We start from the raw sequence: 14,223 nt of genomic DNA, 5'->3' as shown, positions 1-14,223 counted from the left end.
CGCCGCTTGGCTAAGCGAGTTGGCCGATGCTCGCATACCGATCGGGTGGCCGCAATACGTGCAACGTTTCTCTTAGCGCACAAATGTGCGCTTGACGACCAGGCGTCCGGTGCCTACGTTCAGTGACCATGAGGATCGGCGTCAAGCTGCCCCACACCGGCCCGGTCACCGGGCCCTCCATCCCGACCCGCGCCCGTGAGCTGGAACTGGCCGGGTTCGACTCGCTGTGGGTGAGCGACCACGTCGTGCTGCCCGAGCGGATCGAGTCCTGGTACCCCTTCGACCCCGAGGGCAAGGCGACCTGGCCGACCGACACCCCGTACTTCGAGGCCGTCGTGGCGCTCGCCGCCGCGGCCGCCGTGACCGACCGGGTCCGCCTCGGCACGGCCGCCCTCGTGCTGCCGCAGCGCAATCCCGTGCTGCTGGCCAAGCAGGCGGCCAGCGTGGACGCGCTCTCCGGCGGACGGCTGGTGCTCGGCGTCGGCGCGGGCTGGCTGAAGGAGGAGTTCGACGCGCTCGCCATGCCGTTCGAGACCCGCGGCCCGCGGATGGTCGAGTGGATCGCGCTGCTGCGCGACTGCTGGACCGGCCGCCCCGAAGGACGGACGAGCGAGCACTACGACCTGCCGCCGCACACCCTGGTCCTGCCTGCCCCCGCCCGACCGATCCCGCTGCTCGTCGGTGGCCACTCGCCGACGGCACTGCGCCGCGCGGGCAGGCTCGGTGACGGCTGGCTGGCCCAGCAGTCGTTGCCGGACCTCGACCCCGCCGTGCTGGCCGCCGAGATCGGGGTGATCCGGGCCGCCGCCGAGAAGGCCGGGCGCGACCCGGACGCGCTCGACGTGGTGCTGCGGATCGTGCAGGCCGCCGGTCGGGCCGACGAGGTCGCCCGCCGTCTCGGCGAGCTGGCGAAGGCCGGTGTCGACGAGGTCGTCGTGGACGTGGAGGACGCCGCGGCCGACCACGCCGTGCTGAGGGACGGGGCGGGCGCATGACGCTGCTGACCGGACGCCGGGTGGTCGTCACCGGGGGCGCGAACGGGATCGGCGCGGTCGTCGCGCGCCGGTTCGCCGACCTGGGCGCGACGGGCGTGGTGCTGGACCTGGCGTCCGCCACCGCAGACCCGCCGGAGGGCTGGACCTCGGCCCCCGTGGACGTCCGCGACGAGGACTCGGTGCGCGAGGCCGTCGCGGAATCCGCGCGACGGCTCGGCGGCGTGGACGGGGTCGTGGCCGCGGCCGGGGTCGTGCCGTCCTGGCAGCGCCTCGACGCGCTGGACCTCGACGACTTCGACCGCGTGGTGGCGATCAACGCCCGCGGGGTGGCCTGCACGATCAAGCACGTGGCGCCGGTGCTCGGCCCCGGCTCCACGATCACCGTGGTGGCGTCGCTCAACTCGTGGCGCGGCGACCCGAACATCGTGTCGTACGCGGCGAGCAAGCACGCGGCGCTCGGCGTCGTCCGGTCGGCCGCGCTCGCGCTCGGCCGGTCGGGCGTCCGGGTCAACGCCGTCGCGCCGGGCCCGATCGCGACCGACGCGCTGCGCGGGCGGATGGAGTCCCGGCAGGACGTCACCGGGCTGGGCGTGGACGACGCGCTGCGCCGCGCGGCGGAGTCGACCGCGCTCGGCCGGATCGCCACCGCGGCCGAGGTGGCGGACGCGATCGCGTTCCTGACCAGCGACCTGTCGTCGGGCGTGACCGGCCAGTGCGTCAACGTCGACGGCGGAATCCACTAGGGGGAGTCGTGCACCTGGACGCGAAAGCGCTCACCGGCAAGACCGTGCTGCTGACCGGCGCCTCACGGGGCATCGGCGCGGTGACGGCACGGGCCCTGGCGGCGGCGAACGCCACCGTCATCGCCACCTACCGGAATCAGCGGGAGGGCGCAGAGGAGGCCGTGGAAGACCTGCCGGAGCAGCAGAAACTCGTTCTGCAAGGTGGTCTGGACACCCCGGCGGCCGCGCGCGAGCTGTGGCGGGCGGCGCTGGCGTGGGACCCGGACATCGACGTGGTGGTGCTCAACGCGGGCGTCATCCCGGACACCCCGTTCGACGGCCCGGACGAGGTGTGGGACGCGGGGTGGCAGGAAGCGTTGCAGGTCAACGTGATCGGCACCGGGGCGCTGATGCGCGAGGCCGCCCGGTACTTCGTCGCTCGGGGCTCGGGCACGATCATCGTGCTGTCGAGCTGGGCGGCGGAACAGGGGTCCCGGCTGCGGGACCTGACCTCCTACGCGGCCTCGAAAGCGGCGGTGCGTAACCTTGCCCAGACGTTCGCGCGGAACTTCGCGAGGGAGGGCTTGCGGGTCTACGTGCTGGCACCTGGGGTGGTCAACACGGGGATGGCGATAGCCGGGCAGGACGAGGCGCAGACGCGCGCCGTCGCCGACGGTCTCGCGATGGGCCGACTGGTCGAGGCGGAGGAGATCGCGGCGCTGATCGCGTTCCTCGTCACGGACGCCGTCCCCAGCCTCTCGGGGTCCACAGTGGACGTCAACGGCGCGTCGTACGTCCGGTAGTTCCTTGCGGAGGAGGGCTTTTCGTGATTGACCCGTCAGACGACCCGGTGGCCGACGGCGAGACCGCCGGCAGGTCCCGCGACTTCGTCCAGTCACTGGAACGCGGCCTGGCGATCATCCGCGTGTTCGACGCCGAGCACCCGTCGATGACGGTGTCGGAGATCGCCCAGACCACCGGGCTGACCAGGGCCGCGACCCGGCGGTTCCTGCTCACGCTGACCGAGCTGGGGTACGTCGACGGCAAGAACAACCGGTTCGAGCTCACCCCCCGCGTGCTCGAACTGGGCTACTCCTACCTGTCCGCCCTGTCGTTCCCGGACATCGCGCTGCCGCGGCTGGAGAAGCTCGTCGCCGAGACGGCCGAGGCCAGCGAGGGCTCGATCCTCGACCGCGGCGACATCGTCTACGTGGTCCGGGTTCCGGGACCCGCGCTCATGACGATCTCGGTCAACGTCGGTGCCCGCCGTCCGGCGCACGCCACCGCGATGGGCCGGGTCATGCTGGCCGACCTGCCGCCGCTGGCGATCGAGGAGTACCTGCGCCGCAACGAGTTGACGCCGATACTGCCCCGGACGATCACCGACCCGGCCCAGTTCCGGCAGGAGCTGAAGAAGATCCGGGACCAGGGGTACGCGCTGGTGAACCAGGAGTTGGAAGAGGGCCTGGTCGCCGTCGCCGTGCCAGTGCGCGACCGGATGGGCCGGGCGCGCGCCGCGATCAACCTCTCCACCCACGTGGGCCGCAAGTCGGTCGGCGACATGCACGACCTGGTCCCGCTGGTGCAGCAGGCCGCCGCCGACATCGAGCTGGGCCTGAGCCACTCGACGAACTGGGCCGACTAGAGCGGGGTGCGGACCTCCGGGGCCGCGCCGTCCACGTCGGTGAAGCCGTAGCGGTCCGCGAGGTCCCGCGTGGTGGCGGCCGATCCGGTCCGGTCGAGCAGGGTCGGGTCGGCCGCGAGGCTCGCGACCGCCCGCCCGGCGAACCGCGGCGACTCCGCGCCGGACAGGTCGAACGCGCCTTGGCCGGGGATGTCCAGCACCAGCCCGCCGTCCTCCGCGGTGCGCGCGCCGAGCAGCAGGAGTTCGGTGCGCACCAGGCCCGGCCAGAGCGACAGCACCGCGACCCGGCGGTCGCGCAGGTCCGCCGCCATGGTCGTGGTCATCTTGTCCAGACCGGCTTTGCCGACGTCGTAGGGCAGGTTGTAGCTGTGGCCCGCGGTGTTGTTGGAGACGTTCACGATCAGGCCGCCGTCGGCCAGCAGCGGCACGGCGTGCACGCTCGCGACGAAGTGCGACCGCAGCCCGATGTCGATGACCTCGTCCCACACCCCGGTCGGCAGCTCCCAAAACGGCTTGTTCAGCCACGGGGCCAGATCGGGGGCGGAGAACACGTTGTTCACCAGCACGTCCAGCCTGCCGCGCTCGGCGCGAACCCGCGTGAACAGCGCCTCGACCTGGGTGTCGTCGTGGTGGTCGCAGGCGACGGCGACGCCCTCGCCGCCCAAGCGCTCGATCTCGGCTTTCGTCTCGCCGAGCGTGCCCGGCAGCGGGCCGGGGGTGAGGGTGCGGCCGGTGAAGTAGACCGTCGCGCCCGCGGCGGCGAGTTCCAGGGCGATGCCCTTGCCGATCCCGCGACTCGCGCCGGTGACGACGGCGACCTTCCCGGCCAGTGGCTTGCTCATGGCCACGACGCTACCCACCCGGTGATCGTCTTTCGACGGGGAAGTCGGCAGGTGTGCGCCATTCCGGCTAGAGCAGGAAGCCCCGCGCCAAAACGTCGTCCGGGTCGAGGCTGTACTGGGCGGTGCCGGTGATCCAGGCCCGGCCGGAGATCCGCGGGACCACGGCCGGGACGCCGTCGACGGTGGTCTCGCCGAGCAGCCGCCCGGTGAACCGGGTGCCGAGGAACGACTCGTTGACGAAGTCGGTGTCGAGCGGGAGGTCGCCCCTGGCGTGCAGCTGCGCCATGCGGCCCGCGGTGCCGGTGCCGCACGGCGACCGGTCGAACCAGCCGGGGCTGATCACCATGGCGTGCCGCGACAGCGTCCCGGTCGCTCCGGGGGCCACGAGGTGCGCGTGCCGCAGCGTCGCGGGCGCGCCGGACGAGTGGGTGAACGTCCGGGTCTCGGCGACCGCGGCGACGATCGCGAGCCCGGCGGCCAGGATCTCCTTGCGCGCCTTGAGGTCGAACGGGAGCCCGAGCTGGTCGAGGTCGAGCACGACGCTGTGGTTGCCGCCGTACACCAGGTCGTAGGTGATCTCGCCGAACCCCGGCACCTCGACCCGGAGATCCCGCCCCAGCACGAACGAGGGCACCCCGGTCACCGACACCCGCCGCGCCCGACCGTCGGACACCTCGACGTCCGCGGTGACCAGCCCCGCGGGCGTGTCGAGCCGCACGGTCGTGACCGGCTCGCGCACCTCGACGGCGCCGGTCTCGACGAGGGCCATCGCGACCCCCATCGCCCCGTGCCCGCACACCGGCACACTGCCCTCGGCGTCCAGGTAGACCACCCCGACGTCCGCGCCGGGCAGGACGGGCGGTTGCAGCAGCGCCCCGGCCATCGCCGCGTGCCCGCGCGGCTCGCACATGAGGAACGTCCGGAAGTCGTCCATGTGCTCCAGCAGGTACGCGCGCCGCGCGGCCATCGTGTCACCGGGCAGCACTCCCACACCACCGGTCACGATCCGCGTGGGCATGCCCTCGGTGTGCGTGTCGATCGCCTGGACCTGTCGGGAAAACCTCACTGGCACAACCCTTTTCACTACCCCTCGCCGTCCACAGTACACAGAGGGGCGGTCCAGGGGGACTGGCGTGGACGGCCTCGGCGCGCGTTCCTCACGGGGGCATGGGCCAGTCCCGACCGGGTCAGCTCTCCGGGGCCTGCTTGGTGCGCTGGTAGTGGCGGCGGGCCTTCATGCGGTTGCCGCAGACCGCCATCGAGCACCAGCGGGCGCTGTTGGGTTTGCTGTGGTCGATCAGGAACAGCCTGCACTCCGGGTTGGCGCACGGGCGGAGGCGGCCGGGGTCGGACAGGCGCAGGGCGTCCCACGCGAGCACCGCCAGTGCCGCCGTCGAGCGCCCTTCGGGGAGGTCGAGGATCCAGGTCACGCCGTCGTCCGCCAGCACGGCCCGCGAACGCACGCCGTCGACGAAGGGGGCGAGGGAGGAGGGGGCGCTGTCGCCGCGGACGACGTCCTGGAGCGCGGTGCGCGCGTCGAGCACGGCGCGCCACTCGGTGTCGGACGACCGTTGGCCGTGGGCCGTCAGCCACCGGCGTCCCGCCGCGGCGTCGGCGAGGTCGTCGCGAGGGGTGCCGTCGACGACCGGCGTGGTGTTGAGCAGGTCGAGCAGCAGCGTCTCGTCGGTGTCGACCATTGTCCTAACCTCCAAACATCGTCGTGACAGGTTACATTACGACGTCGGAGGGGTGAACGCGGCGAGCGCGTCGAGCACGCTGGTGAGGTGGACCCGCATGGCCCGCTCGGCGCGGTCCGGGTCGCGGGAGCAGAGCGCGTCCACGATCGCCAGGTGCTCCGGCAGCGACACCGACGGCCTGCCGGGCACCAGGGAGAGCCGGAACTGGTGGCGGACCATCTGGCCGTTGAGCTGCTCCAGGATCCGCGTGGCCGACGAGTGCCCCGCGATGGACCGCACCTTGCCGTGCAGCCGCGCGTTCAACTCGGAGTACAGCACCATGTCCGCGTGCTCCACGGCCGAGGCCATCTCCGCGCCGAGCGCCTGGACGTCGACGACCTCCTCGTCGGTGATCCGCTCGGCCGCGCGCGCCGCCACGAACCCCTCGACGGCCCGCCGGATCTCGGTGATCTCGATGGCCTCCGCGACGGTGATCTCGCGGACCCGCGCGCCGCGGTTGGGCTGCAACTCCAGCAGGCCCTCGTTCGCGAGCCGGGTGAACACGTTGCGGAGGACGAACCTGCTGGTGTCGTACTGCTCGACCAGGTCGCTCTCGATGAGGCGCTGGCGGGGGGCGTACTCCCCGCGGAGGATCGCGGCCCGGAGTTCGATCAGCACGTCACTCATCGCGGTCGGTCGGCGCTCCCAGTCGGTGTCGGTGGTACGGGTGGCCATGGTAATCGGCGGGGAGGTCGACGATCGGGATCACGTCGACCTCCACCGCGGCCGGGGAAGACCACGAGGATTGTCAACAATCCTGAAGACAATCTTGACCGCAATCGATGGCGCGCGTAGACAGGGGAACCACCCGCTCCGAGTGAGGACCGCCGATGACCACCACGACCCCGTCGCCGTCGAGCTGAGGCGCGCATGGCCTCCCACTACGTCGTCCGGCACGTCGACCGGGCCGATCCCGACACCATCGCCGCCCTCCGCGACGCGGGCGTCGCCACCGTCCACGAGGCGGCGGGCCGGACCGGGCTGCTCGGCCCCGCGGTCCGGGCACGGCAGCCGGGCGTCGTGATCGCCGGGTCGGCCATCACGGTGTCGTGCCCGCCGGGGGACAACCTGATGGTCCACGCGGCCGTCGAGGTGTGCCGACCCGGTGACGTCCTGGTCGTCGCCACGACCTCGCGGTCGACCGACGGCATGGTCGGGGATCTGCTGGCGGCCTCGCTGGTGGCGCGCGGCGTCGTCGGGCTGGTGATCGACGCGGGTGTCCGCGACCTCGCGGCGTTGCGGGACATGGGTTTCCCAGTGTGGTCGCGGGCCGTGCACGCGCGCGGCACGGTGAAGGCGAGTGCCGGTTCCGTGAACGTCCCGGTCGTCGCCGACGGCCAGGTCGTGCGGCCCGGTGACGTCGTCGTCGCCGATGACGACGGGGTCGTCGTCCTGCCGGTCACGTCCGCCCCGGCGGTGGCGGTCGCCGCGGAGCGAAGACTCGCCGCCGAAGCCGGCAAGCGCGAGACCCTGACGGGCGGAACGCTCGGTGTCGACCTGTACGGCCTTCGTCCGCTGCTCGCCGACCTCGGCGTGGCGTACGTGGACCGGGCGCCGTCGTGAGCGGCGACGGGATCCGCTGCATGCAGCTGCGCGGCGGTAGTTCGAAGGGCGCGTACTTCCTGGCCTCGGACCTGCCCGCGGACCCGGCCGAGCGGGACGATCTCCTGCTGCGGGTGATGGGCTCGCCGGACGAGCGGCAGGTCGACGGGATCGGCGGCGGGCACCCGCTCACCAGCAAGGTGGCCGTGGTGTCCCCGTCCGACCACGCCGACGTCGACTACCTGTTCCTCCAGGTCGTGCCCGACCGGGCGCTCGTCACCGACACCCAGACCTGCGGCAACCTGCTCGCGGGCGTGGGGCCGTTCGCGATCGAGCGCGGTCTGGTCCCGGTCGCGGGGGAGACCACCGACGTCCGCGTTCGTCTCCTCAACCCGGTGGTGGGCCACGCCGTGGCGACCGTGTCCACTCCGGACGGTCGGGTGACCTACGACGGGGACACCGTCATGGCGGGCACGCCGTTCCCCGCCGCGCCCGTCCTGCTCGAGTTCCCCGGCGGCGACGCGCCGCTGTTCCCCACCGGCGGGCTCGTCGACCGGTTCGACGGCGTCGAGGTCACCTGCGTGGACGGGGGGATGCCGGTCCTGCTGGTCCGCGCCGCCGACCTCGGTGTCGACGGCACCGAGTCGCCGCGGGAACTCGAGGCAGACGACGGGCTCCGCGCCCGGCTGGAGGCGATCCGGCTGGCGGCCGGTCGGGCGATGGGCCTCGGCGACGTCCGGGACGCGACCGTTCCCAAGGTCACCCTCGTGTCACCGCCCCGCCACGGCGGCAGCGTGACGACCAGGACCTTCATCCCGCACCGGGTGCACACCGCGATCGGCGTGCTCGGCGCGGTGTCGGTCGCGGCGGGGGTCCTCGCTCCCGGCACCGTCGCGAGCGCGGCCGCGGGCGACCCGGTGCTGATCGAGCACCCGACCGGCACCTTCGCCGTGTCCGTCGACCTCGGTGGCAGCGGCGCGGACACCCGCCTGCTCCGCAGTTCCGTCGTCCGCACGGCCCGCAAGCTGTCCGACGGCCTCGTGTGGCCGCGCACCGGAAAGGCGACCGGATGAACCACGACCCGGACCGCAGGCGCGACATCGCGCACGTGGGCCCGATCGAGCTGTACACCCCTGTCCTGGAGGAGTCCCGCGACTGCTTCGTGATGGTCTTGGGGCTGCGGGAGGTCCACCGCGACGACACCTCGATCTACCTGCACACGTGGGACGACTACCAGTCGTGGACCGTCCGGCTGGTCCAGCGCGACACGGCGGGCATCGGCCGCACGTACCTGCGCGCCGCCAGTCCCGAGGCCGTCGGCAGGCTGCGGGCGTCCATCGACGCGGCGGGCCTCGGCCGGGGCGTCGTCACCGTCGTCCACGGCCTGGGGGACGTCTTCCTGTTCGCTGATCCCGACGGCCACGAGATGGGGCTGTACTGGGACGTCGACTGGTACACCGCCGACGACACCGACCGGCCCGCGCTGAAGAACCAGGCGGCGGCCTACCCCGGCCGGGGCGCGAACCTGCGTCGGCTGGACCACGTCAACTACCTGACCGCGGACGTGCCCGCGATGTCGGCGTTCCTGCGGGACGTGCTGGGCGCGCGGTGCACCGAGCAGATCGTGAAGGACGACGGGAGCCCGCAGGCGGTCTGGTACTCGGTCGGCCAGAAGACCTACGACCTCGTGCACACCGAGGACTGGACCGGCTCGTCCGGCAGGCTGCACCACGTCGCGTTCGCCACCGACACCCGCGAGGAGATCCTGCGGGCCGCGGACGTGTGCCTGGACGCGGGCGTCCACATCGAGACCGGGCCGCACAAGCACGCCATCCAGCAGACGTTCTTCCTGTACGTGTGGGAGCCGGGCGGCAACCGGATCGAGCTGTGCAACGCGGGCGCCCGGCTGATCCTCGCCCCCGACTGGCGCACGATCAGCTGGAACCGCGAGGAGCGGGCGAAGGGCCAGGCGTGGGGGTTGAAGACCATCGACACCTTCCACACCCACGGCACGCCGTGACGCGGATCGCGGTGCTGGGACTGGGGGAGGCGGGCGGGGAGATCGCCCGCGACCTGGTGGCGGCGGGAGCGGACGTCCGCGGCTTCGACCCGCTGGTCGACGCGCCGCCCGGCGTGGACCCCAGGACGGGCGACGCCGACGCCGTCCGCGACGCGGACCTGGTGCTGAGCGTCACCAGCGCGCACGACGCCGTGTCCACAGTGGACAGCGCGCTTCCCCTGCTGCGCCCTGGAACGCTCTGGGCCGACCTCAACACCGCCGCGCCCCGGCTCAAGGCCGCGCTGGCGGACCGGCTCGCGGGGCACGGCGTGCCGTTCGCCGACGTCGCCCTGATGGCCCCGGTGCCCGGCAAGGGGGTGCGCACGCCGATGTTCGTCTCCGGCGAGGGCGCGGCCCGGTATGCCTCGGTGCTGACCGGCTTCGGCGCGGACATCACGACGGTGCCCGGTCCGGCTGGCGCGGCGATGTCCCGCAAGCTGCTGCGGAGCGTGTTCTACAAGGGGCTCGCCGCCGCGGTGGTGGAGGCGTTGGCCGGGGCCGAGGCGGCGGGGTGCGCCGCGTGGCTGCACGACGACATCGCCGCCGTGCTGGCCGGGTTCGACGGGCACGCGGTCGACCGGCTGGTCGACGGCACGCACCGGCACGCCCGCCGCCGCGCCGACGAGATGGCGGCGGCGAGCGAGCAGCTCGCCGAACTGGGCGTGCGGCCGCTCGTGGCCGCCGCCGCTCGCGACCTGCTGATCGGCCTGCGAGACCAGGAGAACCCGTCGTGATCATCGACTGCCACGGCCACTACACGACCGCGCCCGCCGCGCACACGGCGTGGCGGGAGGCGCAGCAGGCAGCGTTCGAGGAGGGGCGGCGACCCCCGCCGTACCCCCGGATCTCCGACGACGAGATCCGCGAAACCGTGGAGGGCGGCCAACTCCGGCTCATGGACGCCCGCGGCGTCGACCTCACGGTGTTCTCCCCGCGCGCCTCGGCGATGGGCCACCACTTCGGTGACGAGCGGGTCAGCGCCAAGTGGGCGCGGGCGTGCAACGACCTGGTGGCCCGCGTGGTGGGGCTCTACCCGGACCGGTTCGCCGGCGTCTGCCAGCTCCCGCAGTCGCCGGGCGTTCCGATCGCCCGCTCGGTGGCCGAGTTGCGGCGGTGCGTGCTGGAGCTGGGGTTCGTGGGCTGCGTCCTCAACCCCGACCCCAGCGGCGGGCACTGGACGTCGGCCCCGCTCACCGACCCGAGCTGGTTCCCGTTCTACGAGGCCGTGGTCGAGCTGGACGTGCCCGCGATGGTGCACGTGTCCGCGGTGACCAACCCCAACTTCCACGCCACCGGATCGCACTACCTCAACGCCGACACGACCGCGTTCATGCAGCTGCTCCAGGCCGACCTGTTCACGACGTTCCCCGCCCTGCGGCTGATCATCCCGCACGGCGGGGGAGCGGTGCCGTTCCACTGGGGCCGCTTCCGGGGGCTCGCGGACATGCTCGGCCGCCCGCCGCTCGCCGAATCCTTGCTGCGCAACGTCTTCTTCGACACCTGCGTCTACCACCAGCCGGGGATCGACCTCCTCTTCGAGGTCATCGGCGTCGACAACCTGCTGTTCGGCTCGGAGATGATCGGCGCGGTCCGCGGCGTCGACCCGACCACCGGCCACCACTTCGACGACACCCGCCGCTACGTCGACGCCCTCGCGCTGCCGCCGGGCGACCGGGAGAAGGTCTACGCCCTCAACGCCCGCCGCGTGTTCCCCCGGCTAACCGTCTGACGCCCCGGACAGCAGGGACACGATGCGGGCGACCTGCGTGGCGTAGTGGTCGCCGAAGTCCGGGGGGAGGCCGAGGGCGTCGGCGATGTGCGGGAGGCTCACCGGGGCGGCGGCCAGGGCGAACAGGGCCAGGCCGACGGCGGCCGGGTCGAGGTCCGGGGCGAGTTCGCCCGCCTCCTGCCTGCGGCGCAGGTCGGCCGCGACCGCCTGGAAGCGCGCCCGTTGGGCCTGCTCGTTCTCCGGGGTGGCTCCCGTGCCGTCGATGCCCTGCCGGAGGACGAGCCGGGTCAGGTCCGGTGACCCGACGCTCTGCAACGTGTACCGGCGGGCGATCTCCGGCAACGGCGTGTCCGGGCCGGTGAGGGTCTGCTCGTCCTGCCGCCAGCGGTCGGTGATCGCGGCGAAGAGGCCTTGCTTGCCGCCGAAGTAGTACGAGATCAGCTGCTTGTTCACCCCGGCCCTGGCCGCGATGTCGCTGACGCGCGCGCCGCCGAAACCGTGCGCCGAGAACTCGACCACCGCGGCCTCCAGCAGCAGCTGCTTGGTGCGTTCGGCGTCGCGCTGCCGTTCCGCGGGCTCGGGCGAACGGCGAGGGGGCGGCTTGTCGGTCATCCCCGCATCCTAGCCGAATCAACCAGGAAGATGTTACTGTCAACCAGATGGATGATTAAGGGGGATGGGATGAACGCACTACAAGTCGCGATCGTCGGAGCAGGAGTCGGGGGACTCGCGCTGGCCCAGGGGTTGGCCGCCGCGGGGGTCGACGTCCGCGTGTACGAGCGGGACCCCGGTCCGCGGCAGCGGAACCAGGGCTACCGGATCCACGTCGACGCCACCGGCAACCGGGCGCTGGCAGCCACGTTGCCGCCCGCGGTCCACCGGCGGGTCGTCGAGACCGCCTGCCTGCCAGGGGACCTGCTGGCGGGGTTCGACAGCGCGTTGACGCCGCTGTTCGAGCAGGTCTTCCCCGTGACGGACCCGGACGCGGTCAACGCCGTCGACCGGTTCGCGTTCCGCCGCGCGCTGCTGACCGGGCTCGACGACGTGGTCCACTTCGGCCACGAGTTCGCGGGTTACACCGTGACGGACGACGGCGTGGAGCTGCGCTTCGCCGACGGCCGGACCGCCACGGCCGACGTGCTGGTCGGCGCGGACGGCGTGGGGTCGCGGGTGCGAGCGGGGCTGCTGCCGGACTTCGAGGTCGTCGACATCGGCGTCCGCTGCGTCTACGGCAAGCTGCCGCTCACCGACGCCGTGCGCGCGAAGGTCCCGCCCGCGTTCCTGCGCGGCTTCTGCTTCGCCTCGGACGGCACGGGTCGGGGCGCGGGGTTCGCGCCGGTGCTGTTCCGCGAACGCCCCGAGGAGTACGGCGACTACCTGATGGTCGTGTTCACCGGCACGCCGGAGCTGCTCGGCCACTCCGACGAGGAGCTGTTCGCGCTCGGCCCGGACGCGCTGTGGCAGGTCGTCGTGGAGGGCACCGCGGGGTGGCACCCGGCGATCCGCGAGGTCGTCGCCGCGGCGGACGCGACGGCGGCGTTCCCGATCACCCTGCGCTCGTGCACGCGGATCGACCCGTGGCCCACCGGCCGGGTCACGCTGCTCGGCGACGCCGTCCACCCGATGACCCCGGCCGCCGGGGCGGGGGCGAACACCGCGCTGCACGACGCCGCCCTCCTCACCGCCGCGCTGCGCGATCGGGGCGTCGACGGGCTGGCGGAGTACGAGCGGGAGATGATCGGGCACGCGCGGGAGGTCGTGGCCGACTCCCGCCGTCGGGCCGAGCAGATGTTCGGCCCGACCAGGACCGAGTAGGACGGACGAAGCATGGGCACGGTGTACTGCGACCTGGCGATCTCCCTGGACGGCTACCTGGCGGGCCCCGACCAGACACGGGACACCCCGTTGGGCGTGGGCGGGATCAAGCTGCACCAGTGGAAGTTCGACGAGCCCGAGAAGCACGAACGGGAGATCGAGGCCATCGTGGACGCGGGCGCGTTCATCATGGGGCGCAACATGTTCGCCGGACCGGGAGCCGGGGTGTGGGACGCGGACTGGACCGGCTGGTGGGGCGAGGACCCGCCGTACCACGGGCCGGTGTTCGTGCTGACCAAGCACGAGCACGACCCGATCCCGAGGGAGGGCGGCACGACCTTCCACTTCGTCACGGGCGGTGCCACCGAAGCCCTCGACCGGGCTCGGGAGGCCGCGGCGGGTAGGGACATCTCGATCGCGGGCGGGGCGGCCACGGCCAACCAGTTCCTGGCCGCGGGCCTGGTCGACGAACTGCGCCTGCACGTCGCCCCGGTCCTGCTGGGCTCCGGCGCACGGCTCTTCGACGGCGGCGCGCTCACCGACCTGGTCCAGGTCGACGCCCGCGCCACCCCGAGGATCACGCACCTCCGCTACGCCCGCGCGTAACCGATCCGGTCGGCCTCCACGTGGCGGTCACCGGCTTCCTGACGACACTCCGACGCCTGTCCGGCCAGCGCCTTTCCGCCGTGCCGGCCGCGTGCAAGGTGGCTCCCCCAAGGTGAGGCGCGCTCGGTAGGGGACCGGGCGCGCCGAGCCGAGGAGTGTCGATGAGGAGTCCACGAGGTGCGGAAGGCCTGACGTGGCGGCTCACCGCCGTGGTGGCCGTGCTGGCGGCGGGGGCCGCCGTGCCGGTCGCGCCGCCGGTCCACCGGGAAACGCCGAGGATCACCGAGGCCGCGGACACCGTTCTGGCGGTGCGGGCGGCGCGTGAGCAGCACGCGGACGTGACCGTTCTGGATCTGACGACACCGACCAGGAAGGTGTCCGCCAAGCCGGACGGATCGCTGGAAGCCGAGCTGACCGCCCTCGACCCGCAGTGGCAGGCGATCGAGCGCGGTGACTGGGCGAAGGTGTTCTCCGGCCGCCCCGACTCGACCTCCTGGTACGGCGCCAACGACTCCGACACCCTCGGCAAGGT

17 protein-coding genes are annotated in these 14,223 nt (G+C 72.9%); 12 read left to right on the top strand and 5 right to left on the bottom strand.

The window, feature by feature from the left end:
* Positions 1 to 128: 128 nt before the first annotated feature.
* The 4 genes from ACFWW9_RS30035 to ACFWW9_RS30020 are packed head-to-tail and all read left to right on the top strand — an operon-like array spanning position 129 to position 3,362.
* Entirely contained in the window at positions 129 to 995 is an 867-nt protein-coding gene (locus ACFWW9_RS30035) for a TIGR03619 family F420-dependent LLM class oxidoreductase (RefSeq protein ID WP_390384835.1), read from the top strand.
* A complete protein-coding gene (locus ACFWW9_RS30030) occupies positions 992 to 1,738 on the top strand; it encodes an SDR family NAD(P)-dependent oxidoreductase (RefSeq protein WP_390384833.1) in 747 nt (248 codons plus the stop codon). The genes ACFWW9_RS30035 and ACFWW9_RS30030 overlap by 4 nt, the downstream gene beginning before the upstream one ends.
* Before the next feature lie 8 nt (positions 1,739 to 1,746).
* Positions 1,747 to 2,520 carry an SDR family NAD(P)-dependent oxidoreductase gene (locus tag ACFWW9_RS30025; RefSeq protein WP_390384831.1) on the top strand — a complete coding sequence of 258 codons (774 nt, stop codon included), beginning with the start codon at positions 1,747 to 1,749 and terminating at the stop codon, positions 2,518 to 2,520.
* A gap of 23 nt (positions 2,521 to 2,543) precedes the next feature.
* Positions 2,544 to 3,362, top strand: coding sequence for an IclR family transcriptional regulator C-terminal domain-containing protein (locus tag ACFWW9_RS30020; protein ID WP_390384829.1), 819 nt, complete (start codon positions 2,544 to 2,546; stop codon positions 3,360 to 3,362).
* Here ACFWW9_RS30020 and ACFWW9_RS30015 read toward each other — a convergent pair.
* The 4 genes from ACFWW9_RS30015 to ACFWW9_RS30000 all read right to left on the bottom strand — a co-directional run bounded on the left by ACFWW9_RS30015 (position 3,359) and on the right by ACFWW9_RS30000 (position 6,615).
* Positions 3,359 to 4,204, bottom strand: coding sequence for an SDR family NAD(P)-dependent oxidoreductase (locus ACFWW9_RS30015; RefSeq protein WP_390384826.1), 846 nt, complete (start codon positions 4,202 to 4,204; stop codon positions 3,359 to 3,361). The two genes, ACFWW9_RS30020 and ACFWW9_RS30015, sit on opposite strands and share 4 nt — an antisense overlap.
* 67 nt (positions 4,205 to 4,271) lie before the next feature.
* Positions 4,272 to 5,270, bottom strand: coding sequence for a proline racemase family protein (locus ACFWW9_RS30010; protein WP_390384824.1), 999 nt, complete (start codon positions 5,268 to 5,270; stop codon positions 4,272 to 4,274).
* Positions 5,271 to 5,391: 121 nt separating this feature from the next.
* The gene (locus ACFWW9_RS30005; RefSeq protein ID WP_390384822.1) at positions 5,392 to 5,901 is read right to left on the bottom strand and encodes a CGNR zinc finger domain-containing protein; all 510 of its coding nucleotides are present in this window, start codon (positions 5,899 to 5,901) and stop codon (positions 5,392 to 5,394) included.
* A 36-nt stretch (positions 5,902 to 5,937) separates the two neighbouring features.
* Positions 5,938 to 6,615, bottom strand: a complete 678-nt coding sequence (locus ACFWW9_RS30000; RefSeq protein ID WP_390384820.1) for a GntR family transcriptional regulator — start codon at positions 6,613 to 6,615, stop codon at positions 5,938 to 5,940.
* Between the two features lie 195 nt (positions 6,616 to 6,810).
* On the opposite strand from ACFWW9_RS30000, the gene ACFWW9_RS29995 reads away from it, so the two are divergent.
* Genes ACFWW9_RS29995 through ACFWW9_RS29975 form a run of 5 tightly spaced genes read left to right on the top strand, consistent with a single transcriptional unit; the run spans position 6,811 to position 11,270 of the window.
* Positions 6,811 to 7,503: a 4-carboxy-4-hydroxy-2-oxoadipate aldolase/oxaloacetate decarboxylase gene (locus tag ACFWW9_RS29995; protein ID WP_390384818.1), complete on the top strand. Its 693-nt coding sequence runs from the start codon at positions 6,811 to 6,813 to the stop codon at positions 7,501 to 7,503.
* Positions 7,500 to 8,555, top strand: a complete 1,056-nt coding sequence (locus ACFWW9_RS29990) for a 4-oxalomesaconate tautomerase (protein WP_390384816.1) — start codon at positions 7,500 to 7,502, stop codon at positions 8,553 to 8,555. Before ACFWW9_RS29995 ends, ACFWW9_RS29990 begins: the two co-directional genes overlap by 4 nt.
* Positions 8,552 to 9,502 (top strand): VOC family protein, encoded by a 951-nt coding sequence (locus ACFWW9_RS29985; protein ID WP_390384814.1) that lies wholly within the window; start codon positions 8,552 to 8,554, stop codon positions 9,500 to 9,502. Before ACFWW9_RS29990 ends, ACFWW9_RS29985 begins: the two co-directional genes overlap by 4 nt.
* Positions 9,499 to 10,275, top strand: coding sequence for a DUF1932 domain-containing protein (locus ACFWW9_RS29980; protein WP_390384812.1), 777 nt, complete (start codon positions 9,499 to 9,501; stop codon positions 10,273 to 10,275). Before ACFWW9_RS29985 ends, ACFWW9_RS29980 begins: the two co-directional genes overlap by 4 nt.
* Entirely contained in the window at positions 10,272 to 11,270 is a 999-nt protein-coding gene (locus tag ACFWW9_RS29975) for an amidohydrolase family protein (RefSeq protein ID WP_390384810.1), read from the top strand. The genes ACFWW9_RS29980 and ACFWW9_RS29975 overlap by 4 nt, the downstream gene beginning before the upstream one ends.
* Here the strand turns inward: ACFWW9_RS29975 and ACFWW9_RS29970 are convergent.
* The gene (locus ACFWW9_RS29970) at positions 11,259 to 11,882 is read right to left on the bottom strand and encodes a TetR/AcrR family transcriptional regulator (protein ID WP_390384808.1); all 624 of its coding nucleotides are present in this window, start codon (positions 11,880 to 11,882) and stop codon (positions 11,259 to 11,261) included. The genes ACFWW9_RS29975 and ACFWW9_RS29970 overlap by 12 nt on opposite strands.
* A gap of 69 nt (positions 11,883 to 11,951) precedes the next feature.
* Between ACFWW9_RS29970 and ACFWW9_RS29965 the strand changes: the two genes are divergently transcribed.
* The 3 genes from ACFWW9_RS29965 to ACFWW9_RS29955 form a co-directional block, all read left to right on the top strand.
* Entirely contained in the window at positions 11,952 to 13,085 is a 1,134-nt protein-coding gene (locus ACFWW9_RS29965) for an FAD-dependent oxidoreductase (RefSeq protein ID WP_390384806.1), read from the top strand.
* 12 nt (positions 13,086 to 13,097) lie between these two features.
* On the top strand, positions 13,098 to 13,691 hold the full coding sequence (locus ACFWW9_RS29960) for a dihydrofolate reductase family protein (protein WP_390384804.1): 594 nt from the start codon (positions 13,098 to 13,100) through the stop codon (positions 13,689 to 13,691).
* Between the two features lie 161 nt (positions 13,692 to 13,852).
* On the top strand, positions 13,853 to 14,223 hold a 371-nt coding region (locus ACFWW9_RS29955; protein WP_390384802.1), incomplete at its 3' end, for a hypothetical protein.

The organism is Umezawaea sp. NPDC059074, assembly GCF_042738955.1.
In the GTDB taxonomy this organism is placed as follows: domain Bacteria; phylum Actinomycetota; class Actinomycetes; order Mycobacteriales; family Pseudonocardiaceae; genus Umezawaea.
This window is presented reverse-complemented; position numbering and strand designations above follow the sequence as displayed.

Excerpts from the sequence above, each read along its gene's own strand:
- ACFWW9_RS29985 (WP_390384814.1), top strand. The coding sequence starts at position 8,552 with ATGAACCACGACCCGGACCGCAGGCGCGACATCGCGCACGTGGGCCCG.
- ACFWW9_RS30000 (WP_390384820.1), bottom strand. The coding sequence starts at position 6,615 with ATGGCCACCCGTACCACCGACACCGACTGGGAGCGCCGACCGACCGCG.
- ACFWW9_RS29995 (WP_390384818.1), top strand. The coding sequence starts at position 6,811 with ATGGCCTCCCACTACGTCGTCCGGCACGTCGACCGGGCCGATCCCGAC.
- ACFWW9_RS30030 (WP_390384833.1), top strand. The coding sequence starts at position 992 with ATGACGCTGCTGACCGGACGCCGGGTGGTCGTCACCGGGGGCGCGAAC.
- ACFWW9_RS30015 (WP_390384826.1), bottom strand. The coding sequence starts at position 4,204 with ATGAGCAAGCCACTGGCCGGGAAGGTCGCCGTCGTCACCGGCGCGAGT.
- ACFWW9_RS30035 (WP_390384835.1), top strand. The coding sequence starts at position 129 with ATGAGGATCGGCGTCAAGCTGCCCCACACCGGCCCGGTCACCGGGCCC.
- ACFWW9_RS30005 (WP_390384822.1), bottom strand. The coding sequence starts at position 5,901 with ATGGTCGACACCGACGAGACGCTGCTGCTCGACCTGCTCAACACCACG.
- ACFWW9_RS29965 (WP_390384806.1), top strand. The coding sequence starts at position 11,952 with ATGAACGCACTACAAGTCGCGATCGTCGGAGCAGGAGTCGGGGGACTC.
- ACFWW9_RS29970 (WP_390384808.1), bottom strand. The coding sequence starts at position 11,882 with ATGACCGACAAGCCGCCCCCTCGCCGTTCGCCCGAGCCCGCGGAACGG.
- ACFWW9_RS29960 (WP_390384804.1), top strand. The coding sequence starts at position 13,098 with ATGGGCACGGTGTACTGCGACCTGGCGATCTCCCTGGACGGCTACCTG.